General features: G+C 55.9%; 20 protein-coding genes. 5 read left to right on the top strand and 15 right to left on the bottom strand.

Annotated elements, in window-relative coordinates:
* The first annotated feature begins 126 nt into the window (after window positions 1-126).
* Window positions 127-699, top strand: a complete 573-nt coding sequence (locus AC2FF7_RS18410) for a hypothetical protein (protein ID WP_496906115.1) — start codon at window positions 127-129, stop codon at window positions 697-699.
* A gap of 54 nt (window positions 700-753) precedes the next feature.
* Here the strand turns inward: AC2FF7_RS18410 and AC2FF7_RS18405 are convergent, their stop codons facing one another.
* The 8 genes from AC2FF7_RS18405 to psrA all read right to left on the bottom strand — a co-directional run bounded on the left by AC2FF7_RS18405 (window position 754) and on the right by psrA (window position 10179).
* Complete coding sequence (locus AC2FF7_RS18405) at window positions 754-2499, bottom strand: adenylate/guanylate cyclase domain-containing protein (protein WP_209196227.1); 1746 nt, start codon at window positions 2497-2499, stop codon at window positions 754-756.
* Between the two features lie 110 nt (window positions 2500-2609).
* Window positions 2610-3260: a GNAT family N-acetyltransferase gene (locus AC2FF7_RS18400; RefSeq protein WP_496906114.1), complete on the bottom strand. Its 651-nt coding sequence runs from the start codon at window positions 3258-3260 to the stop codon at window positions 2610-2612.
* A gap of 295 nt (window positions 3261-3555) precedes the next feature.
* Window positions 3556-4122 (bottom strand): GNAT family N-acetyltransferase, encoded by a 567-nt coding sequence (locus AC2FF7_RS18395; protein ID WP_496906113.1) that lies wholly within the window; start codon window positions 4120-4122, stop codon window positions 3556-3558.
* 262 nt (window positions 4123-4384) lie between these two features.
* Window positions 4385-5089 (bottom strand): NAD(P)H-dependent oxidoreductase, encoded by a 705-nt coding sequence (locus AC2FF7_RS18390; protein WP_496906112.1) that lies wholly within the window; start codon window positions 5087-5089, stop codon window positions 4385-4387.
* Between the two features lie 105 nt (window positions 5090-5194).
* Window positions 5195-6133 carry a substrate binding domain-containing protein gene (locus AC2FF7_RS18385; RefSeq protein WP_480868265.1) on the bottom strand — a complete coding sequence of 313 codons (939 nt, stop codon included), beginning with the start codon at window positions 6131-6133 and terminating at the stop codon, window positions 5195-5197.
* Between the two features lie 12 nt (window positions 6134-6145).
* Window positions 6146-7594, bottom strand: coding sequence for a phosphonoacetaldehyde dehydrogenase (gene phnY / locus AC2FF7_RS18380; RefSeq protein WP_480868264.1), 1449 nt, complete (start codon window positions 7592-7594; stop codon window positions 6146-6148).
* Window positions 7595-7607: 13 nt separating this feature from the next.
* Window positions 7608-8852, bottom strand: a complete 1245-nt coding sequence (gene phnA, locus AC2FF7_RS18375; RefSeq protein ID WP_496906111.1) for a phosphonoacetate hydrolase — start codon at window positions 8850-8852, stop codon at window positions 7608-7610.
* 73 nt (window positions 8853-8925) lie between these two features.
* On the bottom strand, window positions 8926-10179 hold the full coding sequence (gene psrA / locus AC2FF7_RS18370; RefSeq protein ID WP_480868261.1) for an iron-containing alcohol dehydrogenase PsrA: 1254 nt from the start codon (window positions 10177-10179) through the stop codon (window positions 8926-8928).
* 76 nt (window positions 10180-10255) lie between these two features.
* On the opposite strand from psrA, the gene AC2FF7_RS18365 reads away from it, so the two are divergent.
* The gene (locus AC2FF7_RS18365) at window positions 10256-10930 is read left to right on the top strand and encodes a GntR family transcriptional regulator (RefSeq protein ID WP_480868260.1); all 675 of its coding nucleotides are present in this window, start codon (window positions 10256-10258) and stop codon (window positions 10928-10930) included.
* Window positions 10931-10932: 2 nt separating this feature from the next.
* On the opposite strand, the gene AC2FF7_RS18360 is transcribed toward AC2FF7_RS18365, so the two are convergent.
* The 7 genes from AC2FF7_RS18360 to AC2FF7_RS18330 form a co-directional block, all read right to left on the bottom strand.
* A complete protein-coding gene (locus AC2FF7_RS18360) occupies window positions 10933-11889 on the bottom strand; it encodes an ABC transporter ATP-binding protein (protein WP_170755775.1) in 957 nt (318 codons plus the stop codon).
* On the bottom strand, window positions 11886-12863 hold the full coding sequence (locus tag AC2FF7_RS18355) for an ABC transporter ATP-binding protein (RefSeq protein WP_480868259.1): 978 nt from the start codon (window positions 12861-12863) through the stop codon (window positions 11886-11888). Before AC2FF7_RS18355 ends, AC2FF7_RS18360 begins: the two co-directional genes overlap by 4 nt.
* A 4-nt stretch (window positions 12864-12867) precedes the next feature.
* Window positions 12868-13770, bottom strand: a complete 903-nt coding sequence (locus AC2FF7_RS18350; protein WP_480868257.1) for an ABC transporter permease subunit — start codon at window positions 13768-13770, stop codon at window positions 12868-12870.
* A complete protein-coding gene (locus AC2FF7_RS18345) occupies window positions 13770-14777 on the bottom strand; it encodes an ABC transporter permease subunit (RefSeq protein ID WP_480868255.1) in 1008 nt (335 codons plus the stop codon). The genes AC2FF7_RS18350 and AC2FF7_RS18345 overlap by 1 nt, the downstream gene beginning before the upstream one ends.
* Window positions 14777-15871, bottom strand: coding sequence for a M24 family metallopeptidase (locus tag AC2FF7_RS18340; RefSeq protein ID WP_480868253.1), 1095 nt, complete (start codon window positions 15869-15871; stop codon window positions 14777-14779). The genes AC2FF7_RS18345 and AC2FF7_RS18340 overlap by 1 nt, the downstream gene beginning before the upstream one ends.
* Before the next feature lie 67 nt (window positions 15872-15938).
* Complete coding sequence (locus AC2FF7_RS18335) at window positions 15939-17522, bottom strand: ABC transporter substrate-binding protein (protein WP_496906110.1); 1584 nt, start codon at window positions 17520-17522, stop codon at window positions 15939-15941.
* Window positions 17523-17780: 258 nt separating this feature from the next.
* Window positions 17781-18701: a LysR family transcriptional regulator gene (locus AC2FF7_RS18330; RefSeq protein WP_496906109.1), complete on the bottom strand. Its 921-nt coding sequence runs from the start codon at window positions 18699-18701 to the stop codon at window positions 17781-17783.
* Between the two features lie 332 nt (window positions 18702-19033).
* Here AC2FF7_RS18330 and AC2FF7_RS18325 point away from each other — a divergent pair, with 332 nt between their 5' ends.
* The 3 genes from AC2FF7_RS18325 (at window position 19034) to AC2FF7_RS18315 (ending at window position 25873) form a co-directional block, all read left to right on the top strand.
* Entirely contained in the window at window positions 19034-22687 is a 3654-nt protein-coding gene (locus AC2FF7_RS18325; RefSeq protein ID WP_496906108.1) for a beta strand repeat-containing protein, read from the top strand.
* 61 nt (window positions 22688-22748) lie between these two features.
* Complete coding sequence (locus AC2FF7_RS18320; RefSeq protein WP_496906107.1) at window positions 22749-24506, top strand: type I secretion system permease/ATPase; 1758 nt, start codon at window positions 22749-22751, stop codon at window positions 24504-24506.
* Complete coding sequence (locus tag AC2FF7_RS18315) at window positions 24503-25873, top strand: HlyD family type I secretion periplasmic adaptor subunit (RefSeq protein ID WP_496906106.1); 1371 nt, start codon at window positions 24503-24505, stop codon at window positions 25871-25873. The genes AC2FF7_RS18320 and AC2FF7_RS18315 overlap by 4 nt, the downstream gene beginning before the upstream one ends.
* The last annotated feature ends 27 nt before the right edge of the window (window positions 25874-25900 follow it).

Raw genomic sequence — 25900 nt, 5'->3', positions numbered from 1 at the left:
TTTCAATTCAAATTATGGCATTTAGGAATAGGATGATTTTTTGGATTTGTTGGCCCGTCGATAATTTGGGTCGTGGTGGAGGGCGAGGTGGTTGGTGCATCTCGACCGCAATTGGGAGATGAGTTTATGGCGGAGACATTACTCAGTTTTTCAGAAGTGTTGATTTACGGAAGAGTATTGGAAGACTTAAGCTATACAGCAAAGTCGAACAACGGCCAGGGCAACAACAAGCATCTGGAAAAGCAATTGGGCGATGAAGGAAACAACAAAGCACAATTCGCAAAAATTTATGGGTTTGCTTACGAAGGCACATATTATGACGTTCCCGAACCTGTGATTTTTCTAGTGCATGGTGACGGTAAGGAAGTTGCAAAAGCAAACGTTCCAGACGACAACGCATCACGGGCCCCGAAAAACCCGTCTATTGGTGGGGTTGCAGCCGCAGACTATCAGGTTGCTGATGACATACGTGTTTGGAACTACGACAAGTCCGATCAGACCATGCGCATGGATGTGATGGCTGGCCAGTTCGAGCAAGTCCTACTGGATATCTATTTCGGCTTCGATAGCCCGGCGATCAGTGGCGCAAAGGTATCTGGAGCCAAAGTGAGCGGGGCTAAGGTAAGCGGTGCCAAAGTATCAGGCGCAAAGGTTAGCGGCGCCAAAGTAAGTGGGGCCAAAGTCCGGGGCGGCGACTGAGGGTCGCTTACGATCAATGTAACGAGGGCGCGCTCGTCGCGCCCTTTTTCTTATTCAGAACCCAGCCTTTTTCAATCCTTCGACAAAATGCTGGGTATCGTCTTCCAAACGGTCGGGCATAACCTTGGCCCACCGTTGCAAAGAAAAATTTGGATGCGCTTCTCGGTGTTTGTCAGCAATCAACCGGGCCATCTCCATATTGCCCAACTGGGCGTGACTCGCTGCAAGCATTCGTTGACCTTCGGTTGGGTTGTTCATTTTGTTGACTGTTTCGATAACATCCTCGTAGCGGCGAAGGTTGTAATATGCCCCGCCAAGGTGCCACAGATACTGATCCGGGAAATACGGGTTCAGCCGCATTGCTTGTTGCAGATGGGTGATTGCTGTTTCGTTGTCGCCCGAATGCGCCAGCGCGTCGGCATAGTCCGAATGCATATCTGCATCATTTGGGTTCAGCGCCAAGGCGCGCTGGTATGACTGGATCGATGCATCGTGATCTTTGCGATACAGGTGGACATAACCCAGTTCGCCAAACCCACGCGCGTCAGTCGGGTCGAGCTCGATAGCACGTTGCGCAAATCTCAGAGCCTGATCCAACGCGGTGCTTGGGTCTTCGGTCCAGGAATACCGCCAGTCTATATTCAGTGTGCGCGACAGCGCTGCGGCCGCGCGGGCATACCCTTCGTCGCGTTCCAGTGCCGATTGATAGAAGCTTTGCGCCTTGCGATTGTCGTTTCGCGTGTACTTGAAGATGTGATGCTGCCCCTGAAGAACCGAGCTGTACGCTTCGAGGTCGGATGGCATCGCCTGGATCATTCGCTGCTTTTCATGGGACTCGATCATCACGGCGGTCGCTGCGACGATGCACTCGGTCACCTCGTCCAATATGTCGAAAATATCGTCGATTCTGCGGTCGAACCGTTCCGCCCAAATCGTCCGTTCGGTGGTGGCGTCCACCAGTTCCGCCGAAATGCGAATTCGACTGGCCGACCGGCGGACGCTACCCCGCGCGATGTAGCGTACATTCAATCGCTGGGCGGCCTCTTTTGGAGGCATCGATTGTGCCTTGAAAAAGAAAGAGGAGTTTCGCGCGATTATGAAAAGGTTCCTGAACTTTGACAGATTCATGATGATGTCGTCGGTCATGCCTTCGGCAATCCAACTGTCGGATTCATCTCCGCCTTGGCTGCCGAAGGGAAGCACCGCAACGGACGGAGTGTCCGGTCGTTCCAGAACCTGACTCGTGGGCGTTTCCGGGCGCATGGTGCCGGCCATTGTCGCGCCTGCAACTTCGCTGCGCACACAATAGGTCGAGACAGGATTGAGTATGTTTTTTAACTGCTTGGGGCCCAGGAATTCGTAGCCGTACCGCAGCCTGTTGCAGACTTGGTCATAGACTGCAGAGCTGACGTAAACACGCTCGGGTTCTGCAATTTCCTGCAACCGCGCCGCGATATTGACATTGTCGCCGTGAATGCCGCGATCATCGATCAGAATTTCACCGAGATGAACGCCTGCGCGGAATTTGATTCGCTGATCATCTGTTCGAGTTTCGTTGTGTTGGCTTGCGATCCGATGCAGTTCGATGCCAAATTCAACTGCGCTTGTGGCCGTTTCAAATAAGGCAAGCAGCCCATCTCCACGTACTTCGACGACCCGCCCCTGATATTTTGCACAACATGTTTCAAGATGAGATAGTAACGATTTCAGAGCGTTATATGTGTCCAGCTCATTCTCGCTCATCAAGCGGGAATAGCCGACCACGTCGGCGAACAAAACAGCACCGAGCTTTTGCGTCATTGAAAAATTCGGACTAGAGGTATTCACAGGCAATACTCGTTTAGTTGGTGCCAAATAGGCACCCGTTTCAACATATAGCAATTTTTAGTTTTTTCGACTGTCGGCTGTTTCTACCTTTCGCTGCCTGTTGCCAACCTGGGTGGCCATGACCAGTTTGATGAGGCCGATGCTCCCATTTCCACGACAGTATCCGTGGATAATTCCGAGGCGAGAACTTCTCTGTGCTGCATCCAGTCGTCCTTTAGGATGCCCACAACAATCATGTCGTGGAACTCTCCATCCGCAAACCAAGCTTGCCGCATTGTACCTTCGACCTGGCAGCCAATTCTACTGACAAGGTCACGGCTGCTGTGGTTGTCGGCGCGGTAATATGAAGTCAAGCGATTCAGGCCGAGTTGTCGGAACGCAAAGTCAACGATCATCGCGGTTGCTCGGATTCCAACTCCGTGTCGACGTGCGGACTTGTGTACAAACATTGCAACGACCGCGTCGCGATTGATATTTGAAATCCCCTCGAGACCAGCCATGCCCAAGGCTTCTTCTTCCTCGGACTCAACAATGAACCAGCATTTGCAGCCGGAACCTTCAGATGTGAAGGCATCTTTCCAACTGTCTTCAGTCTGGAGGCGGTTTTGGGGAATGCGGGATGTTCGATCAAACAGAGCGAGGTCTTCAATGTTTTGGAACCAAGGCGCGACGGTTTCTACATCAGCCCTTTCCAAAGGTCGAAGCCGAAACAGATTTTTCGATTTATCGGACACAGAAGTAATAACCTTTAACGTATAAAAACAACTATATCGGGAACAGTAGCACATTCCTTGCGCAATTTCTAAGTTTCATTGCGAAACTGGCAGCGATCGCCAGATCGATTCTTTAGTTTAAACTGCGTTTTGAAAATCCAAACGAAATCCGGCCCGCCAAATTGGCGGGCCGGAAAAGTCACCGTGAGTGGGTGGTTTTAGTCGTACAGAACGGCCGAGATCTTCGGGTCGTCCATGTTCGACGCGTCGTAATAGTAGAAACCGGTGTCAATCAGGGCCGGGACTTCTTCACCATTCAGCGCGGAGACCGCCGCTTTTTCCGTAAGAGTGAAGGCAATTCCATGCGATACAACAGTGTTTCGTCGCTTTCCACGAGGTCGGCATTCAACCCTTCGAACAAACCCTTGGCCTTATAGTTTCCGAACAGAACTTCAGCATGAGCGAGCTCGACCCCTAAAGCCAGACAGTCGAACACGGTGGCCGCCAGTAAAAGGTGGGATATGCCGTGACCGTGATAGTCGTCCAAAACCGTACAAGCGATTTCGACATCCTTGTCTTGCCGGTTACCCCGGATTGCATGCACGGCGGCGATGGGCCGCCCATTCTGTTCAGTGTCTACGGCACCCCAAGCTACGTGCTTGTCGCCATCCACGTTGGCCAGAAGGTCCAAAACGGGTTCTGGGGCGTCGTGAAACGCAGAAAAGAAGCGCATGTATCGGGATTGGTCGGACAGATCATGGATTGCTTGCGCAATCAGATGTTTGTCGGAAACGCCCATTGGGCGCACGTAGATGCTGACACCGTTGTCCAACCTTGCCTTGAAGCCTCGGTCATTGTCCAGATGTAGGGAAGTTGAACCCATTGCGCCGCCGCTTTCGTTTGGTTCCCCGTTTTTCTTGTCTTCGCGGATCTTTCAAATCACGTTCTGTAATTTAGTCTTATGACATATTTGGCAAACTTTTTCGAACTGACCTAGCGTTCCAGATGCTCTCTGTCCTGAGCTGTCAGTAGATTGTCCGATTATGCTTGTTTGATACATGAGTCAGCTATGCACCATGCGCCTCGTGCTGTGTGTTTGTGAGGTAGCAGGCGGGGTGCCCGGCACGTCGTGCCGGGCATATACGTCACACCCATGTGACGATATCGGCCATCTCGCGGCGCGTTTTGGGGAACATCGGACCATCCGCACGATAGCCGAACGCCACCATGACGGCAGGTTTGTAGAGGTTGGTATCAATCCCGAAATGATCGCGCAAAACAGCTTCGGTTTTGTCCAACTCGAACCCTTCGATGGGGCATGAATCAATTCCCATAAGCGCACCGGCGGTCATCATGTTGCCGAGAACGATGTAAGCCTGCCGCGCAGCCCATTTTTTGATATCCGCGTCGGTTTCCAATTTGAAATCATGCGCTTGAAACTTGGCGTAAGCCCCCCCGAGCATCTCGATGACTTCTTCGGGGAACTGTTTCACCTCGCGGTTGTGCTGGGCCAAATAATCCGACCCTGCTTTCATGGTTGCGCCGGTATGGGACAGGATGATCACGTAATGGCTTGCGGTTCCAAGCTGTCCGGCAGTACCATTCGTGGCGCCGTTCGCGCCCCAGGTGAAGTCACGAAACAGCTCTCGTTTCTCGGGGGATTGCACAACCAGCAACTGGAACGGTTCGGTCCCGAACGAGGTCGGCGACAGGCGTGCCGCTTCCAGAATTGTGTTGAATTCGCTCTCAGTGACTTTTCGCTCATGATCGAACACTTTAGTTGCGTGGCGGAAATTGAAGGCGTCGATGATCTGAGTCTGAACATCGCTGGTTTCGATGATGTCTTTCATGGAATGAGGCTCCGAATTGGTGATGAGCCGCATCTATGCCCTTCCATTGTCTGCCGCTATCTGCAGAATTCGGAAATGATAATCCCGTATACCGGAAGAATAGCTTCAGATCAGATCGGCGTAGAGCACCTTGTTGGCGGCGATGATCCGAACACGCATGAAATCCAAAAACGCGCGGACTCGGGCATGCATCAATCGGCCCGGTGGGCGCACGGCCCAGATTTTCGAATCCGGCCAGGCGCGCAGATGAGGCAGAACCCGAACCAGACGCCCGGATCGAATATGATCTCCGGTCTGCCACAGGCAGGCTTTGTTGATCCCCAATCCGGCCAGCGTCCAATCCATCGCTGCATCACCAAGGCTGACGGTCGCGGGGCCAGACACGCGCACATCATGCATGGTGTCCGATTGATCAATCAGGTGCCAGACCTCGCGTGGGTGCATTGTTAGGCAAGCGTGATTGGCCAGGTCGGCCGCAGTTTCAGGCGTCCCTGCATGTTCCAGATAGGAAGGTGCCGCAACCAGTAGACGCGGATCATCGTCCAGTTTCTGGGCCAACAGGCTGGATGGGCCAAGATCGCCCAGACGAAACGCCAGATCGTACCCCAGTTCCACAATGTCGAGCACCGTATCGGTTAGGTTCAGATCAAGCTCTACATGCGGGTAGAGCCGAAGGAATTCGGGTACATGTGGCACTATATGTGACCGCCCGAATGACGCGGATGCTGTTACCCGCAGTTTGCCTGATACTGTTCCAGAGTTTCCAGACAGCATGGTGCGCGCATCTTCGACGTCTTCGAGGATGCGCTTGGCATGCTCCAGAAACAGCTCTCCGTCCGGGGTCAGGGATACAGCCCGCGTGGTGCGGTTCAGCAGTTTGACATCCAGTTCGGTCTCAAGCGCCTGCAGGCGTTGTGAGGTGTTGGTGGCCGAGAACCCGAACTCCGCCCCTGCCCGTCCAATAGCACCTAGGGTGGCCACTCGGACAAACAGGTTTAGGTTTTTCAAATCAAATGACATGGCGTCAGGGATAATACGAAACACCCATCTGCGCCACTAGCCGGGCCAGGGCAGCGAATAAGTTTTGACGTTGGTAAAGAACTTCATCGCTTCGATTACGCCTTCTTTCACGCCGTTGCCGCTGTCCTTGATCCCGCCAAAGGGCGACATCTCGATCCTGTAGCCTGGTTGTTCCCAGATGTTGCAAGTGCCGACATCCAACCCGTTGATAAAGGCGATTGCCCGGTTCAAATCGTTGGTGCACACGCCCGAGGACAGGCCGAACTCGGTACCGTTCGAGATTTCCATAACCTTCGCATCGTCATCGGGCACGCGCACGATAGGTACGATGGGCCCAAAAGTTTCTTCCATCACCAACTCGCTGTCATGGGGAACCTTGTCGACCACAATCGGAGGCAGCAATGCCCCCTGGCGACCGGGGTGGTACAGGATTTCCGCACCTTCGGCTTCGGCCATGTGGACGCGTTTTTCAAACAGCGCGGCGGCTTTGTCATGGATCACACAGCCCAGTTGAGTTTCCGGGTCCTGAGGGTCACCGAACCGGATCGCCTTCGCTTTCTCCAACACCAGAGGAACGAATTTGTCGGCCACGCTTTCTTGTACCAAAATGCGTTTGATCGCAGTGCAGCGCTGGCCCGAATTGCCGGTTGCACCTGCGACCGCGATGGTGGCGGCCTTGTCCAGATCAGCATCGCTGAGATCGTTCAGAACGATCAATGGGTCATTTCCGCCCAACTCCAGCGCCTGGCGTTTGTATCCGGCTTTCGACGCGATCAATTTGCCAACCGGAACACCTCCGGTGAAGGTGATGATGTCGATGTTTTCGTTGGTGATCATCTGGTCACCAATGTCCTGCGGCCAACCGGTTACAACCTGGAACATCTCGGGCGGCAGACCGGCCTCATACAGAATATCGGCCAGCGCCAAACAAGTTAGCGGCGTCAACTCGGTGGGTTTGCAAACCATACAGTTATTGGTCGCAATTGACGGAGCGATCTTGTGGCTGACCATGTTTAGCGGATGGTTGAACGGTGTGATGGCGCTGATTGCCTTGACGGGTTCACGTTTGGTGAAAATCTTACGCTCTTTCCCGTTATGGGTCAGATCGCACGAGAAAATCTCCCCATCGTCTTTTAACGCCTCGGCAGCGGCAAACTGATAGACGTCCTGCGCGCGTTTCGTTTCGTAAATCGAATGCTGATGGCAAATGCCCAGTTCCAACGTCAACCATTTGGCCAGGTAGTCCCGCTTTTCACCGATCAACTCGCCCGCGCGCTGCAGGATCTGGCTGCGTTCGTATCGAGTCAGTTTCGGCGTGTAGTTTGCGGCAATCTCAAATGCCTTGCGTGCGTGTTCCGCTGTCCCTGCCGGGACGGTGCCCACGACCTCATTCGTATAGGGGTAGTGGACCGGTACAGTGGCATCGGTAAAGACAACCTCTCCTCCGATGCGCATTCCTTCGTGGCGAATGTCTGAAGCGTTCATGATCCCGTCCATTTTATTGCGCTGCGGCGGTGGTAGCATAGAAAAACGCGTCAAAGTTCCTCAGTTTTGGTTGCGAGGGTAAATCCAGGACGCGGTTGACGATAAAGGGAACTTCTTGCTCGGTCAGGCCGCCATGGCTGCGCAACGGTTCTTTCAAGGCGGCCAGATCATGACGATCCTCGGAGGTGCCGATGCAGATATTCTCACCCGAGACCATGACAATATCCCCAATCCGATCACCAGGAAGTTCGTATTCCGCGATGGCTTCTTCCTTGGTCAGGACATGGGTGATACCGTCGGTCGCTTTCAGCTTGTCCACAATATCGGAACGGTTCGCACCTTCAGGAAGATAAGCGGTGGCAAAGCTGCCAAGCGCGCCATGGTGAACCACATAAGGGTCAGTGATCGGCAGGATCACACGGGCTGCATCCTTCCCCATCCAGTCGTCCATTAGATCCTGGACATAGACTACGTTAGGTGTTCCGTCCGTATGGTGTTTGGGCTTCATGCCATGATCTGCAGTGACGACGATGGCTGCGCCCATAGCATCCAACTGCGCCAGATACCGGTCGAACATCGCGTAGAAATCCAGTGCACCCTGCTGGTCAGGCGCGAATTTGTGCTGAATGTAGTCTGTGGTCGAAAGGTACATGATATCAGGCTTGAACTCCTCCAACAGCTTCACACCCGCAGCGAAAACAAATTCCGACAAGTCCGCCGAGTACACTTCGGGCACAGGCATTCCCAGCCATTGGCTTGCGTTGTCGATACCGTGTTCGGCCTTTGTCGTCTCGCCCGAGCGTTCGGACGAGAACGCGACGGCGCGCTCTTCGTCAAACTTCAATCCGGCACCAAGCAAAGCGCGCAGCTTGTCCTTGGCAGTCACCATGGCGACCCGGTATCCAGCCTCGTAGAACTTTGAAAAGATAGTAGGCGCGCGCAGAAAACGAACGTCATTCATCATTACTTCTTCACCGCTGTCGGGGTCGATCAAGTAATTCCCACAGATTCCATGAATACTTGGCGGACGTCCGGTCGCGATTGACAGGTTGTTGGGGTTGGTAAAGGACGGAATGACCGAGTGCGCTAGTCGGTCCGTGCCGGTCTCACGTATTCGCTTGAGCGTGGGCATCAGCCCTTTGGCGATGGCTACATCCAGATACTCTGGCTCGCAGCCATCGAGACAAATCGCAATCGCGGGAACTTTGGGCGTCGGATAAACTCGTTCATTTGCGGTGATCGGGGTTTGAGCTGTCATAGGGCGGTCCTTGCGTATGAGCGATGGTCAGATCAAAAGTAGCTGACACACGGGGTCTGTTTTGAAAGATGGTTCAGGCGACCTTGGGTTTTTTGCCATCCTGCGCGTCCAGCGTTTTCAGGAATGCCTCTTTTGTGCCCGCAAAATTACGACCGCGTTCACCGGCAAAGGCTTCATCGACAATATCCATTCGTTGAGCATCGGATATGCCGTAGTCTGCAAACCGGGTGGAAACACCTAGCCGATTCAGGAAGGCCGTCAGTTCAATCGAAGCGGAACTCAGATCCGAACCGAAAACATCGTGCAGGGCAGCCTGTCTAAACCCGCCAATGCCGTCGACCGAACTTAAGATCACTGGCAGCGTGAACGAACAAGCAATTCCGTGCTGTATACCCCAGCCGAGGGTTATTGGATAAGACAGGTTATGGGCGATGGCAGTCTTTGTATTGGAAAAGGCCAGCCCGGCGCTGAGTGCTGCATCTGCGATCTGCGTGCGCAGACTAAGGTTGCCTAGATCGTTTAGCAGATCGGGCAAAGTGTCTAGAATGGTGCCAGCTGCATGGACGGCATGTCTGGCCGAAATAGGGTTTGCATTGATGTTCCATATGCTTTCCAAAGCATGGGAAAGTGTGTCCAACCCAGTGGACAGGGTCAGTTCATGGGGTTTGTTGACCATAAGTTCAGGATCAATCACCGCAGCTTCTGGGTAGAGATTTTGTCGTGAAAGCGAGTATTTTCTGCCGCGCTGCTCGTCCCAAACTGTGGCCCAACATGTAACCTCACTACCGGTGCCAGCAGTCGTCGGAACCGCAATAATGGGAATGGTTCCCAAGTTTGCCGCGCCGCCGCCGGTTTCTAAATACGTCACTACATTGTCAAAACTGCCATCTGCGGCCGCAAAAACCTTGGCCGAGTCGATTACGGACCCACCTCCTAAGGCTACAATCACCTCGATTTGGTGCCGTATTCCAGCTAACTGCGCGCACTGCTGCCCAAGCAGCTGGAAATCCGGGTTGGGTGCGATGTTGTTTATTACTACCGCAGCTGGTCCAGCCGCTTCTTCGACCCGCTGCGCCAGGCGCTGGAAAGGATCACTTGGATAAGTGACTAAAGCATAATTTCGGCCGCCAATCAGTTTTGGCAGTTCCGAAACGGAACCGGTGCCAAACATGATTTCAACCGGATTGGAATAGCGCCACATTGGACCCTCATAGGAAATTGGCCTACTTTGTTCGGCGGCAATTTGGATCACTTTATTCCATCGGTCCAATAGATTGTTTGGATGATAAGTATTGAGTGTTGCAATAGAATTGTAAAATTGTGACATTACTGATTGAGAGCCTTGGAAATACGCAAGTGACTTTGTATTTTGGATACATAGTTCACCACTCGAGACACAACACATGAGCGGAACACGCGCGATCCCACGGCAAAGCCTGCCCGATGTCATAACAAACGATCTGCGCGAGCGGATACTAAGCGGGGAGATGGCCGAGGGAGAGGTTATTCGGCAAGAAGCGCTGGCCGAGGATTACGACGTTTCCCGGATGCCAATCCGCGAGGCACTCAAACGACTGGACGCCGAAGGTCTTGTTCAATTGACGAACAACCGTGGCGCGTCGGTGACCACACATTCTCTGTCCGAGATCGCCGAGATTTTCGATCTGCGCGTTTTGCTTGAGGTCGATCTGTTCCGGCACGCAATACCGCGGATGACCCTAACCCATTTTTCCGAGTGTGAGCGCATTTTGGATGAGATGGAGAAGTCTTACGATGCCAATGACGTGGGCCGTTGGGGCGGGTTGAACAATGCTTACCATATGGCGCTATATGCTGCGGCTGATCGCGGGTTGAGCAATGAAATCCTGCAACGCGTCAACTTGCAGTCGGACCGCTATGTCCGAATGCACCTGAGTGTAATGAAACAGCGAGAGCCTGCTAAGAAAGACCACCGCGAGCTGTTATCGCTGGCCCGAGCCGGACAGTTCGAGAGCGCCTGCGCTCTGTTGACCCGCCACATAGCACGCACCAAGGATCAGTTGCTGGAGATGGTGACTGCCACGCGCAACGGTGACTAAGGTCAATCCAGCGGGTGTAGGCAAGCCACCTGATGCGACTCACCACTCAGATCTGGTGGTGCGGCGCGGCATTCTTCGGTTGCAAGCCAGCAGCGTTGCGCGAAAGCACAGCCCAAGGGGATGTTCATGGGTGAGGGCAACTCGCCCTCCAGCTTGATCCGTTCCTTGCGCGCCTCAGGGTCCGCGCGCGGCGTGGTCGATAACAGCGCCTTGGAATAGGGATGACGGGGGGCGGCGAACAGTTGGTCTTTCGTGGCGTGCTCGACCGCGCGGCCCAGATACATAACGATCACATCATCGGCGAAGTGTTTAACTACCGACAGGTCATGCGAGATGAACAGATAGGCAAGGTTCAGGCGTTCCTGCAACTCGACCAGCAGGTTCAGGATTTGGGATTGGATCGATACATCCAATGCCGAGACCGGTTCGTCCAGGACCAACACTTTAGGGTTCAACATTAGAGCGCGAGCAATGGCGATCCGTTGGCGCTGACCGCCCGAGAACATATGCGGATAACGGTCGTAGTGTTCGGGGCGCAGGCCGACAAGGTTAAGCATCTCGCGCGCCCGCGCCTCGCGGTCGGAGGCGGACATGTTGGGGCGGTTGATGGTCAGCGGCTCCTGTAGAATCTGCCCGATCCGTTGCCGGGGATTGAGCGAGCCATACGGATCCTGGAATACGATCTGAACGGTCTCACGCATTTCGGCCCATTTCGATGGGGTGACATCAGTGCCGTCTATTGTAAGTGTTCCGGACGTCGGTTCTTCGATCATAGTGACGACACGTGCCAATGTGGACTTGCCGCAGCCGGATTCTCCGACGATGGCAAGTGTCTTGCCAGGTTTCAGTTCAAAATCTACTCCGGACAGGGCTTTGACTGTTGCGGATTTCGACAACAGTCCACCTCGGACCTCGTAGTGCCGAGCCAACGCAGTTGCCTGAACTATAGGGGCCGTCATGCGATTTCTCCGGCTGCAATTCTTTCGACATGGTGACACCGGGCTTTGCCGAATGATTCACTATGTGGTGTGGGGGGGATAGATTGGCAGGTGTTATCCGCAAACCTGCACCTCGGGCTGAATAGGCACCCCTTTGGTCGGTCAAACTGGCCGGGAACGACACCGGGGATGGTTGGCAGCATTTTCGAAGTTGCCCGTTCCGGCAGTGCGCTTAGCAACGCAGAGGTATAAGGATGGCGCGGGGTGCGGAACAGATCTTTGACGGGCTGTTCTTCAACCTTTTGACCGGCGTATTGTACCTGCACGCGTTCGGCGGTTTCCGCTACCACGCCCATATCGTGTGTGATCAGCACCAGACCCATCCCCTGTTCATCGCGCAGCCGCACCAGCAGGTCCAGAATCTGCGCCTGAATGGTGACGTCCAACGCTGTTGTTGGCTCATCAGCGATCAGCAGCTTGGGGTTGCACGCAATCGCCATGGCGATCATGACCCGCTGGTTCATCCCGCCGGACATCTGGTGTGGAAAGGTGTTCAGCCGACTTTCCGGCGCGGGAATGCCGACCTGATCAAACAACTCGATCGCACGTTGGTGACGATCCTTGCGGTTCAGGCCCAGATGGATGCGCAGCGCTTCTTTAATCTGGAAGCCCACGGTAAAACAGGGGTTGAGCGACGACATCGGTTCCTGAAAGATCATGGCGATGTCCTTGCCGATGATCTTGCGCCGGTCGCGGGCCGAGATTTTGGTCAGGTCGATGCCTTCAAAACTCAGCTGATCGGCGGTGATTGTGGCGGTCCAGGGCAACAGGCCCATCAACGCCAGCATAGACACGGATTTGCCCGAGCCGCTTTCGCCGACGATGGCCATCAGCTCGCCCCGGTCGACAGAGAGGTCCACCCCGTCGACGGCGCGGAACTTACCCGAGGCGGTAGCGAATTCGACAGTGAGGTTTCGGATGTCCAACAAACTCATATCGTCAGCTCCGCTTCAGTTTCGGGTCCAGCGCGTCGCGCAGGCCGTCGCCCATCAGGTTGATCGCCAGCACCGTGACCAGAATGGCAAGGCCGGGGAACGTGACGACCCACCAGGCGCGTAGAATGAACTCGCGCGCTTCGGCCAGCATGGTGCCCCATTCCGGCGTGGGGGGCTGTGCGCCCATTCCCAGAAATCCAAGGGCGGCGGCGTCCAGAATAGCGGTTGAGAATGACAGCGCCGCCTGCACAATGATCGGGGCCAGACAGTTGGGCAGCACAGTCTTGAACATCAACCGCGCCTTGCCCGCGCCCGCGACACGGGCCGAGGTGACATAGTCTTTCTGCCGTTCAGACAGAACCGAGGCGCGGGTCAGGCGCACATAATGGGGCTGGAACACGATGGCGATGGCGATCATAGCATTGGTTAGTGAGGGGCCAAGGATGGCCACCAGCACCAGCGCCAACAGCAGCGAGGGGAAGGACAGGATGATATCCATCACCCGCATGATCAGCGTATCGACCCATTTCGGCGCAAAGCCGGACAATAGCCCGATGATTACGCCGCCTGTCACGGCCACACAGACCACAACGATGCCCACAAAGAAGGAATAGCGTGATCCCATGATCAGCCGCGACAGCATGTCCCGGCCCAATGGGTCGGTGCCCAGCGGGAAGGCCCAACTGCCGCCCTCTTGCCACGCGGGGGGTTGCAGAATGTTGTCGCGGAACTGCTCGGTCGGGTCATGGGGCGCCAGCAAAGGCGCAAAGGCCGCGCAGATTACGAAGGCCATGAACACATACAATCCGATTACCGCGCCGCGGTTTTCGCTGAAATAGAACCAGAATTCGCGCAGGGCGCTTGGGCGGTCCTCGGTCTTGGGCGTAGTTGCGGAAAGCTCGGCCATCACCGTCTCCGGATTTTGGGGTTGATGATGCCGTAAAGGACATCGACCAGCAGGTTCACCAGCATCACGATCACGGCGATCATCAGCAGCCCGCCCTGCACCACCGGATAGTCGCGGCGGAAAATACTGTCGACCATCCACTTGCCGATGCCCGGCCAGCTAAAGATTGTCTCGGTCAGGATCGCGCCGGCCAGCAGCGTGCCGACCGACAGGCCGATCACTGTTATCACCGGGATCAGAGCGTTGCGCAGCGCATGCAGCCCGTTGATCCGCGTGGGCGAAAGACCCTTGGCGCGGGCGGTGCGAATGTAATCCTCGCCCAAAACTTCTAACATGGCCGAGCGAGTCTGGCGCGCGATCACCGCCAGCGGGATGGTGCCCAGTACGATGGTCGGCAGGATCAAGTGACGCACGGCTGACGTAAACGCCCCCTCCTGCCCTGACAGCAGGCTGTCGATCAGCATGAAACCGGTCACGCTGGGGAAGTAATACAGCAGGTCGATCCGCCCCGATACCGGCGTCCAGCCCAGATTACCTGAAAACACGATGATCAGAAGCAGGGCCCACCAGAAGATCGGCATCGAGTAGCCAACCAAAGCCGAGGACATCAGCGCGCGATCAAAGAACTTGCCTCTGTTCACGGCAGCAATCACACCCGCAGGCAAGCCAAGAGCCACGGCAAAGATCATCGCACAGATCGACAGTTCCAGCGTGGCTGGGAACAGGGCAAAGAACTCATCCCAGACCGGTTTCTTGGTGACAAAGCTTTCACCCAGATCGCCATGCATAACGCCGACCAGATAGTCCCAGTATTGCTGCAGTACCGGTTTGTCGAAGCCCAGCTTGACCACCATCTCCTGATAGCGTTCCTCGGTCATGCCGCGTTCTCCGGCCATGACGATGATGGGGTCGCCCGGTAGCACCCGGATGAACATGAAGGAAATCAGCGTCACGCCCAGAAATGTAGGAACGAACATTCCAAGGCGCGTAAGGAAGTAGCCAAACATCAGCGACCTATGATTGTGAGATCTTTGGGAAAGCGGGTCAGTGACCTGCAGCCATCCTGCGTCACCAGAACATCATCTTCGATCCGAACACCAAAATTTCCGAGGTCATAAAGCCCGGGCTCATTGGTCCAGACCATGCCGGGAAGGATGTCCTGATGATTTCCACGCATGATATAGGGCGCTTCATGTACGTCGCGGCCCAGCCCGTGCCCGGTCTTGGTACGGATACGATCGGCATAAGGCGATGCCTCAAGAACGCGAGTGACGGCATCGTCGATGTCATGCGCAGTAGTGCCCGGGCGGCAGGCGTTGAACCCTTCTAGGTTGGCACGCAGGACGGTGTCGTAGACATCCCTGCCCTCGTCCGAAACCTCGGCCACAAAGAACGTACGGGTGATATCAGCGGCAAAGCCGTGTTTGCGCGCGCCAAAATCGAACAACAACGCGTCGCCGGGGTTGATCTGATAATCCGCTCGCGCCTTGCCATGCGGTTGGGCCGAGTTGTCTCCGGCCGCCACAATTGGTGCGAACGCCAACGAGGCCGCACCCTCGGCGAACAGTGCCTGAATCAGCGCCTGTTCGATCTGTTTTTCCGTCTGTCCGACGCGCACATCGGCTATCACACGCTCCAGCGCGCGTTCCGAGATATCAATTGCCGCTTGCAGAGCCGCGATGTCATCTTCGGTCTTTATAATCCGCAAGCCCGAGATTTCGCGTTCGGCATCCACAATGCGCAGATCGGGCAGCGCGTTGGTGAAAGCCTTCGACACAAAGACCCGCATCACCTGCCCTTCGACTGCCAGCGATTTCAGCGGCATGTGCGCAGCCAAAGCGGCAAAAGCGCTGTCATAGCCCGTCTGGTCCATCCAATCGAACACGGCACCGTCAAAGCCGACCAGCGCCCAGGTGCCAAGCTCCAGATTGGGGACAATCGCGGCGGGACTACCTTGGGCCGGGATAACGACCACAAAGGGTCGCTCGTGGCTCATGAAGGGTTTCCCCAACGCGCGGGTGAAATTGGGACCGGGCACGAGGGCCACGGCATCGACTGACATGTCCTTTGCCAGTTGACGGTACTCGGACAAATCCGGCATGGGGGCCGACCTCCAAAAAAGAAAACCGGAGCCGCCATGCGGGCGGCTCCGATCCGTGAGTGATGATTTATTCGACGCTGACGCCGTAGAAGATGTGGCCGCCCAGCGGGTGGACTTTGTAGCCCTGCACTTCGTTGCGCATCGGCATGTAAACGACCGAGTGTGCGATGGTGGCCCAGGGGGCTTGCTCTTTGAAGATGACCTGCGCCTCTTCATACAGCTTGGTGCGCTCGGCCTGATCCGTGGTCTGCTTGGCCTTCAGGATCAGATCTTCGAAGGGCTCGTGGCACCATTGTGCGCGGTTCGAGGCTTCGCGGCCGTCACAGCCCAGCAGCACGGCCAGGAAGTTGTCCGGGTCGCCGTTGTCACCGGTCCAACCCAGCAGCACAGCTCCGTCGCGGTTCAGCTCTTTTGAGCGCGACAGGTACTCGCCCCATTCATAGGAGACGATCTCGACATCCACGCCGATCTTGGCGAAATCTGCCTGGATCAGCTCGGCCATGCGGCGGGCGTTCGGGTTATAGGGGCGTTGAACCGGCATCGCCCAGACCTTCATCGACAGATCGTTGACGCCTTCGGCTTCCAGCATCGCTTTGGCCGCTTCGGGATCATAGGCATCGTCGGTGATGGCGTCGTTATAACCCCACATGGTCGGCGGAATCGGGTTCTTGGCCGCTTGCCCCGAACCCTGGAACACCACATCAATGATCGCCTGCTTGTCAATCGCCATGTTCAGCGCTTTGCGCACCTTCGGGTTGTCGAACGGCTCCATCGTGGTGTTGTAAGCCAGATAACCCACGTTCAGTCCTTCTTGCTCCATCATGTTGATGTCCGCGTCATCCTGCATCGCTTGAATGTCGGCGGGGTTCGGATAAGGCATGATGTGGCATTCACCCGCCTTCAGCTTTTGATAACGGACCGACGCATCAGGCGTAATCGCAAAGATCAGATTGCTCACATCCGCCGGTGCTTTCCAGTAATCAGCGTTCTGCGCATAGCGGATCACGGCGTCTTTCTGATAGGCCACGAATGAGAACGGGCCGGTGCCGATAGGCGCGGTGTTCAGCTTTTCAGGTGTGCCCGCTTCCATCATCGCGTCGGCATATTCCGCCGACAGGATCGAGGCAAAGTCCATCGCCATGTTGGCGACAAAAGGCGCTTCGGGTTTAGACAGCGTGAATTTCACTGTGTAGTCGTCGATCTTTTCTATGGACTCGACGAGATCGGGCATACCCATGCCCTGGAAATATTCCCACGTACCGCCAGACACCTGATTATATGGGTGGCCTTCATCCTTCTGGCGCATGAACGAGAAGATCACGTCATCGGCGTTGAAGTCGCGGGTTGGGGTGAATTCGTCATTCGAGTGGAATTTGACGCCCTGACGCAGCTTGAACGTATATTCCAGACCGTCATCGCTGGCCTCGACGCTTTCGGCCAAGCCTGGGATCACATTGGTGGTGCCGGTCTCAAATTCCAGCAGGCGGTTATAGATCGGGTGCGAGGACGCATCAAAGGTGGTGCCAGCGGTGAACAGCGCCGGGTCAAAACCTTCAGGCGAGCCTTCAGAGCAATAGACCAACGTATTTGCCTGTGCCGCAGCGCTGGACAACGCAATCGCTGCGGTTGCGGCCAAAAACTTAAGTTTCATGAGTTTCTCCCAGTAAATATTGCTTGGTTTTCGCTTAGCGCTTTTTTGTCAGAACACTCTTTGGCAACGCTTGCCGTCGCGAAATCACTGCTCAATGTATCCAAAATACAAAATCCATTGTCAACAAAGTTAACGATTCCGCGAACACGTACCCGCAAAGACAGCCATCCGTCTCGGGACGGCCCGGTTCAGTTCCTAGCTTTGAGGGGAATCAGTCGCGCCGACTTTGATACAGCGCAAGTTTCCGGCTTTCCGCGATCACATCTGGAATGTTGGGGTCACGCCGATCGGAGGCTGTTCCAGAATGAAAGCCCCGATCCGATCCAAGAGCGGCCGTCTTGGACAGCCCGGACGGGTCGCCGCGCCCAGATCACGCAGGTTGCCCGGCGCGTCAAAGGGGATAAAGCACAAAGGCCAGCGGTCGCGTTTGAATTGCTCGGCCGCCAGGGCCGACACGATTGTACAATCGTCGGAATGACAAATATGCCGACAGATCGTCTCGAACCGCAGCGCGCTCAGGTCGAACCGCTTGCTGGCGCGATTTGCCGGGTCGATTTTGGGCAAGCGGTTTTCCAGTTCATAGCCGAAACTATGCGGCAGTCGGATGAAGTCGTGACGGGGCACGTCCTCTGGGGCAATCGATGGCAAGGTGCTTAGCGGGTGACCGTTACGAACAGCCAAGAACAGAGGTTCGGACCAGATCGAGGTAAACTCGAGCGCTTCGGAATTGTTGACCTTGGCGACCAGAGCAAGATCCAACGTGTGGTCTTCGACCATACGCAACATATTCTGTGGCAAATCCTCGATCATCGTCACGCGCATATTGGGAAACAATGCGCTAAACAGATCTGAGAAATATTGTGTCAGGTAGGGCGCGAGGGTCGGCGTCATTCCGATCGTGTATGGAACCGCCTCGGGGTCGCGGAACTGGGTCGCCGTATCGCGGATCTTTTGCGCATCGTTCAGAATGCGTTCGGCAATGCGCAACACCTGAACACCGCACAGTGTCGGTCGAACCTCGTTATTGAGGCGCAAAAACAGTTCGGCCCCTAACTCCTGTTCAAGTTTTTTGACCTGATTGGACATCGCAGGCTGAGAGACGTTGCAAGCTGCTGCCGCCTGACTGAACTGCCCATATTTGGCGACGGCCAGAACGTATTCCAAGTCTCTGAAATTCATGATCACCAACTACTGATACAAGTCGCGCATCTTGATGCACCTTCGGATTCATACCCTGACGGTGAGTGTTGCGCATGAAGAAACGATCACTTTCAAACACATAAGTGTCAATAGCCGCTAGTGAATAGGCGATCAAAGTGATTGAAGGCACGATAACTTATTGATTTCACTTACTACTAACTCACAGATTTTGTGAGTATTCGCGTTGGTTATACCCCTAATTCGAAGGATGAATTTTAGCTGGCCGAAGCGGCTGACTACCCATTGGATACGTGGAACGCCCAAAGCAGCGGGCGGCCCGCAGAATGCAACAATTCTTGACGGAGTATCCCATGCTGTCCCAACTTCTTAGCAGTCTTCGCGCCCGTCTCTTGACATCGTCCACGCTGGCGCAAGAGACCACTCGCGATGGTCAAACCTTTATAAACAACTTTTTCCAGAGCACTGTGGTGGATGACACCCCGGCTTTTGTGCTGGCGAATGATTTTTCGCGCCTGTTGAACTTTGGCGAAATCATCACAAACAACGCTGTTGCTGCAGTGCAGGCGCAAGGTCAGGACGTCGACATCTTTAACTTTCGGTCCGGTCGGATCGAAGCCAATAACGGTCCAGATGCGCTTGCAACAGGCGTTCAGGTCACTGGAAGCGCATCGATCAGAAACATTGGCGAGATTGTAGGCGAGTTCAACGGCGTTCAGTTTGCGGGGGCTGAAAGCTCGGGCAGTCTGGATAACTTCCGCGGCGGTGTGATCAGTTCTGACAGTCGTGCTGTCGACATTCAGGGTCAAGGTATCGATGTTCGTAACTTTGGTGACATCATCGGTACAGGTGATCAGCGCAACGGAACGATTTACACCAATTCGACTGCGGAAGACATTTCGATCTCGAACTTTTCGGGCGGTACGATTGACGCAGGCGAAGGCAACCAAGGTGCAGGGGTTTCTCTGCAGGTCGGAGATGAAATTGGTGACCGTGTCGAAACCGATATCTTGAATGGTTTTGGTGCAACAATCCAAGGTCGCGGTCAGGCGGCTTCAAACACGTCGCTGGCCGGCGACGGCGTGCGCATCGATGACGGTGCCGAGGGAGCCATCCTGGAAACCGAGATCGTTAACAGCGGGGTCATCTCGACCGAAAGCGATCAGGGTACGGCAGCAGGTCTGCGCATCGCTGATGGCGCCAATACCGAAGGTGAGATCCTAAACACCTCGACCGGTGTGATCGAAGGGCCGCGCAACGGTCTGTACATCGGAGATGGCGAACATGATCTGGACGTTCTGAACTTTGGAACCATCCAGTCCGGCAGCCGCGCTGTGAACATCGATGGTTCCGGTGTTGATCTGATCAATGGTGGCGACATTCTGGGCACCGGAGATCAGCGCAATGGTACAGTCTACGCTGATGACACTGCACGCGACTATTCGATCCAAAACCTTGCATCGGGTACTATTGACGCGGGCGAACACAATGATGGCGCGGGCGTTTCGTTGTCACTTGCCGTCGAAGGTAATGGCGACGTTTCGATCACCAACGACGGCACGATCGCGGGTCGGGGCAATGCAGGTGCAGCTTTGGGCACAGCTGGCGACGGTATCCGTCTGGAGGGTGTCCGCCAGGAGGGCGGCGGCTTTGGCCCGGCCCTCTTTGAAGGTACCATCACAAACACCGGTACGGTGTCGTCCGAAGGTGCAAACGGAACGGTCGGTGCATTCCGCGCCGTGAACAACGTCAACTTCCGTGGCCAGCTGATCAACGAAGAAACCGGCGTTTTCGCAGGCGGCCAGAACGGTGTGTACTTTGGCACCGGTGATCACACAGGCGGCTCGTTCGTCAACCGCGGCACTGTGACTTCGGACAGCCGTGCGGTGAATATCGACGGGATCGGTCTGGATGTTGTCAACGAAGGCGAAATCCTTGGCACTGGCGATCAGCGCAACGGCACCGTCTATGCCGATGGCACTGCTGACAACTACAGCTTCACCAACTCGGGTCTGGTCGATGCAGGCGAAGGCAATAACGGTTCCGCCGTTTCGTTGCAAACCGGCGACGAGTCGGGGGACATCGTGTCCGCTGCAGTCATCAACGAAGGTACGCTGCAAGGTCGTGGAGATGCGCTGGAAGGCAACCAGGTCGGTGACGGTCTGCGCCTGTTCACCAGCCAGGACGACGCCTCTTTCGCGGGTGTTGTGGTCAACGAAGGTCTGATCGCCGGTTCCGAGGACTCGGACGCCGCAGCAGGTATCCGCGTTGATGGCGGCCTGAACCTGGTTGGCGCGATCCTGAACGAAGGCGAAATCCGCGGCACGGTCAATGCGATCGACGCATCGGATGCAGGCTTCGTGACCATCGTCAACGACGACGAAGGCGTGATCAACGGCAACGTTCTGCTGAGCGACGGCGACGACATCTTTGTCGACCTGGGCACCACCAACGGTGATATCTCGGGCGGCGCAGGAGATGACGTTCTGATCGCAGGCGACGCAGACAACGTCATCACCGGCGGTCTGGGCAATGACTTCATCGACGGTGGCGAAGGCATCGACACAGCCGATTTCTCGGATCTGGATGTCGCGGTCGAAGTCAGCCTGGATGCAAACGGCAATGGCACTGCCACACGTGACACCGGCTTTAACGTCACCGTCACCGACGCGGTTGTTGCAGCGCCGGATCAGTTCGGATCGTCCATCACCAACGGCGCCGAGTTCGTGGAGCAGGCAGTCCAGGGCAACCTGTACTATAACATCCACACGTCGGACTTCCCGGCTGGTGAAATTCGCGGGCAACTGCTGGTTGATAGCGACGTGACCGAGAATGGCATCCGTACTATCACCCTGAGCGGTGGTCTGGACGCCTCGCAGGAGCCTGGTCCTACATCCGACAGCGAAGCGACCGGTCAGGCGACCCTCGTCGTCACTCAAAACTTGGAAACCGGTGAAGTCACCTATTCCAGCGAGTTGAGCGTGACGGGCCTGAACGAAGCTGATCTGTTGACGCCGATCCCGGGTGTTGTCTCGGCTGTGCACTTGCACAATGCACCTGCTGGTCAGAACGGCCCGGTCGTGCAGGACACGCTGGTAGATGCCGGTGCGACGCTGGATACCGAAGCCACTGGTGGCACAGGTGTCATCGGCGAGGACGTCATCGACAACCAGATCGAAGTGGACATCCTGCGCTCGATCGAGCGGGTTGTCGGCTCGGATGACAGCGACACGATCGACGTCTCCAGCTTTGACGGTGTAACCGTTGATCTGGACCTCAGCGGTCCTTCGCCGAACCCTGCTGGCAGCGGTGATGAAGGTCCGCAGGACGGTGCCATCATCCAGAATGGCCAGATCGTCGCCGAAGTTGATGACTTCGAAAACGTTGTAGGCTCGAACGGGGATGACCTGATCCTTGGCAACAACGAGTTCAACATCCTCGACGGTGGTGCCGGCAATGACGCGATCCATTCCTTCGGAGGTGCCGACGTGATCATCGGTGGCGAAGGGATCGACACCGCGCTGTTCACTGCAGGGCCGGGCGTTGTTCTGGATCTGGATGAAGAAGGCAACGGCGTTGCACAGGTCAATGCACCCGATGGTGCAATCCTGGATCAGGTGTTTGGGTTCGAAAACATCAACGGCTCGAACAACGCTGGCAGCCCGAATAGTGGCGACGACATCCTGTCGGGCAACTCGGGGTCCAACACCCTGAACGGTCAGGCCGGTGACGATGTGCTGAACGGTGAGGGTGGCAATGACATCCTGATCGGTGGCGCAGGCAACGACACCTTCGTCTTCGAAGGCAACTTCGGCAACGACGTTATTCAGGACTTCGAAGTCGGTCTGGACCAGCTCCAGTTCGGCGAATTCGGACCCGACTTCGACGGCAGTGTCAGCGTTGCACAAGATGGCGACGACGCGGTCATCACCTTCGGCAGTGAAGGGTCTGTCCGCCTCGCCGGTGTCAACAGCACCGACCTGAACGACGACGACTTTGTCGCGTAACTGACCAACAGCGGGGCGGCTACGTGCTGCCCCGTTTTTCAAACCGGAAAGGGTCAAGGAAATGTTCAAGCAAGCCAATCCCGTCAAAACTGCCTGGGGGTCACTGCGCAAGGGCTTTGTCGCTGTCGCCTTCTTCAGCCTGTTCCTGAACTTGCTAATGCTGGCCGGGCCACTTTACATGCTTCAGGTCTATGACCGCGTTCTGACAAGCCAAAATGCCGACACCCTGATCGCACTCTCCGTGCTGCTGGCGGGTGTATTCGTCGTGATTGCGTGCCTTGATCTGATGCGGATGCGCATTCTGGGACATTTGGCGGCCCGTTTTGAATTAAGCGTTGGCGCACCGGTTCTGAACGCAGCCATGCTTCGTCGGGTTCAAGGCGAAACCTCCAGTGGGGAAAACCTGGTCGAAGACGTCAACGGATTTCGTGAGTTTATTTCGGGCACCACCTTAACGGCCTTTTTCGATGCACCATGGATCCCGATCTACTTGATGGTCTTGTACGTCTTGCATCCGCTTCTGGGCCTGCTGGGTCTGGTCGGAGCAGTTACCCTGTCAATCATGGCGCTGATCAACAACGCCCGTGCGCGTGGTCCGATGGAGCAAGCTTCACAGGCCCGAGGTCGTTCGGACGCGCTGTTCGACACAAGCGACCGGAACGCAGAACTGGTTCATGCGCTGGGAATGAAAGGTGATTTGGTTCGTCGCTGGACTGCTTTGCAATCGGACGCGCACCGCTACAAAACAAGCGCAGCGGATCGTGTAGCAAGCTTTTCGGTGGTGTCCAAGACCGTTCGGATGGGTCTGCAATCGGCCATTTTGGGTTTGGGTGCTGCGTTGGCTATTTCGGGCGAGTCGACCGCAGGTGTCATGATCGCCGCAACTATTGTTCTGGCCCGAGCGCTGTCGCCCATTGACCAACTGATCGGCCAATGGCGCACCTTCCTGGCTGCGCGCGGGTCGTATTCCAAGCTTAAGCAGTTGACCGAAGATTACGCGGATGCACCGCCGAACCTGAACCTGCCCCGAGCCTTCAAGACCCTAGACGTCAAGATCGCGCAGGCTGGCCCGCCGCGTGCTATCACTGCCAACATCCGCAGTATCGATTTCAGCCTTAAAGCCGGGGATGTTCTGGCCATTATCGGCCACAGCGGATCTGGCAAAACCACCTTGGGTAAAATGCTTGCCGGTATCTGGTTTCCTCAACGCGGAGAGGTCTTGCTGGATGGAAGTCCGGTGTCGAAATGGAACGGCGAGGATTTGGGCAAACAGATCGGTTACTTGCCGCAGGATGTTGAGCTGTTCGACGGGACCATCCGTGAAAATATCGGGCGTTTTTCCACCGCGATAGACGATGCCGAAGTGCTGCGCTCGGCGCGCGAGGCCGGGGTCCACGAGATGATCAGCAGCTTGCCGGAAGGTTATGAAACACGCATCGGTCAAGGGTTTTTCCTGTCAGGTGGGCAACGTCAGCGTCTTGCTCTGGCCCGCGCCTTATACGGTGATCCGTTCGTTCTTGTGCTGGATGAGCCCAACTCGGACCTTGATGCCGATGGTGAGCAGGCTCTGCGCGATGCGCTGTTGGCGGCTCAAGCTCGAGGTGCCATCGCGATCGTCATGACCCACCGTCCGGCGACATTGCAGGCGGCAAATAAGGTCATGGTGCTGCGCAATGGGAACCAGACCCAGTTTGGCGAAAAAGACGATGTCATGAAGGTCAACCGCCGCAACGTTTTGAACACCCCGACGCAATCGGGCGCGGTTAAGCCGGTTGCCCACCCAGCAAATGAAACTCAGATCAGCGGAGCAGCCCAATGACCGACCTGGTGAAGTATTCCAAATCCAACACCGCCGTGTCCTTTCACGAGGCACAGCTGAAAGAGATCAATGAAACCTCGGCGGGCATCGGACGCTATGTTCTTTTCGGCCTGTTCACGCTGGCGGTTTTCGTCGGCGGCAGCGCCTATTGGGCGGTCGTGTCCAAGCTGGATGGCGCTGTGGTTGCCCCTGCCTCATTCGTGGTCGAAGGCGATCGCAAAACGGTCGAGCATCTAGACGGCGGCATCATCCGCTCGATCCTTGTGGCAGACGGGGAATTCGTGCGGCAAGGCCAACCTTTGGTTCAGTTAGACAGCACCGAGATCGACGTTGAACTGAGCGTGCAAGGTAGCCAGTTGGGTGAGCTGTCTGTTCGCCGCGCGCGCCTACTGGCGCAAATGAGCGGGCAGGAGCAATTCGACGAAACCACTGCGATGTCAGGTTATCGGGACGGTATGGATCGCTTGCACTGGGTCTCGCCTTATCTGACACAAAAACAATTATTCGACGCCGAAGCGCGCGCAAGGCGGACCGAGGCGCAGATCAATGCTCAGCGTATCTCGGCTCTGCGTAACCAAGTTGCTGGCCTTGAGGAACAACGTCGCAGTACAAAAAATCAGATCGACATTACCAATGTCGAGTTGGCGAACCTTCAAAAGCTGTTGGACAAGGGTTTGGTCGCGGTCACGCGCGTCAGCGCACGCCAGATCGAGCTTGAGCGTCTAAACGGCGCAGATGCATCGTTGCGCACTCAGATCGCGCAGGCCGAAGACCAAATGCAGGAACTGGAATTGTCCCTGCTGAGTCAAAAGAAGCTGCGTGATGAGGTGATCGCCGGAGAGCTGGCTGTGGTTGAGGCGCAGCTTGATCTGGTTCGGCCTCAGTTCGCGGGAACGCTGGCGCGGATGCAACGTACTCAAGTTCTGGCCCCAACCAGTGGTCGGGTCGTAAACCTTGCGGTGTCCACCAATGGCGGCGTAATCCGTCCGGGTGAACCCATCATGGACATCGTTCCGGCGGATCAGAACCTGATCGTAGAAGCGCGGATAAAAACGGGTGATATCGACAAGCTCTATATCGGTCAGACCACTCGTATCCGTCTGTCCGCCTTTGCCCAAGCCGATGTGCCGGAGGCCAGTGGCGAGATCTTTGATATCTCGGCTGACGCGCTGGAAGACGACCGCACTGGCGAGGCATACTACAAGGCGCGCGTCAAACTCGACGCCCGGCAGCCCATCGCTGTAACGGCGCTGGACCTTGTGCCGGGAATGCCCGCCGATCTGTTTGTGAACACAGGCGAACGAGCAGTGTTCACCTATCTGGCTCAACCTATCAGTGACCGTCTTGCTAAGACATTTATCGAGTAAGCCAGATCGCCCGCGCCTAATTTTTGG

Source organism: Ruegeria sp. YTSC325 (assembly GCF_059609525.1).
This window is presented reverse-complemented; position numbering and strand designations above follow the sequence as displayed.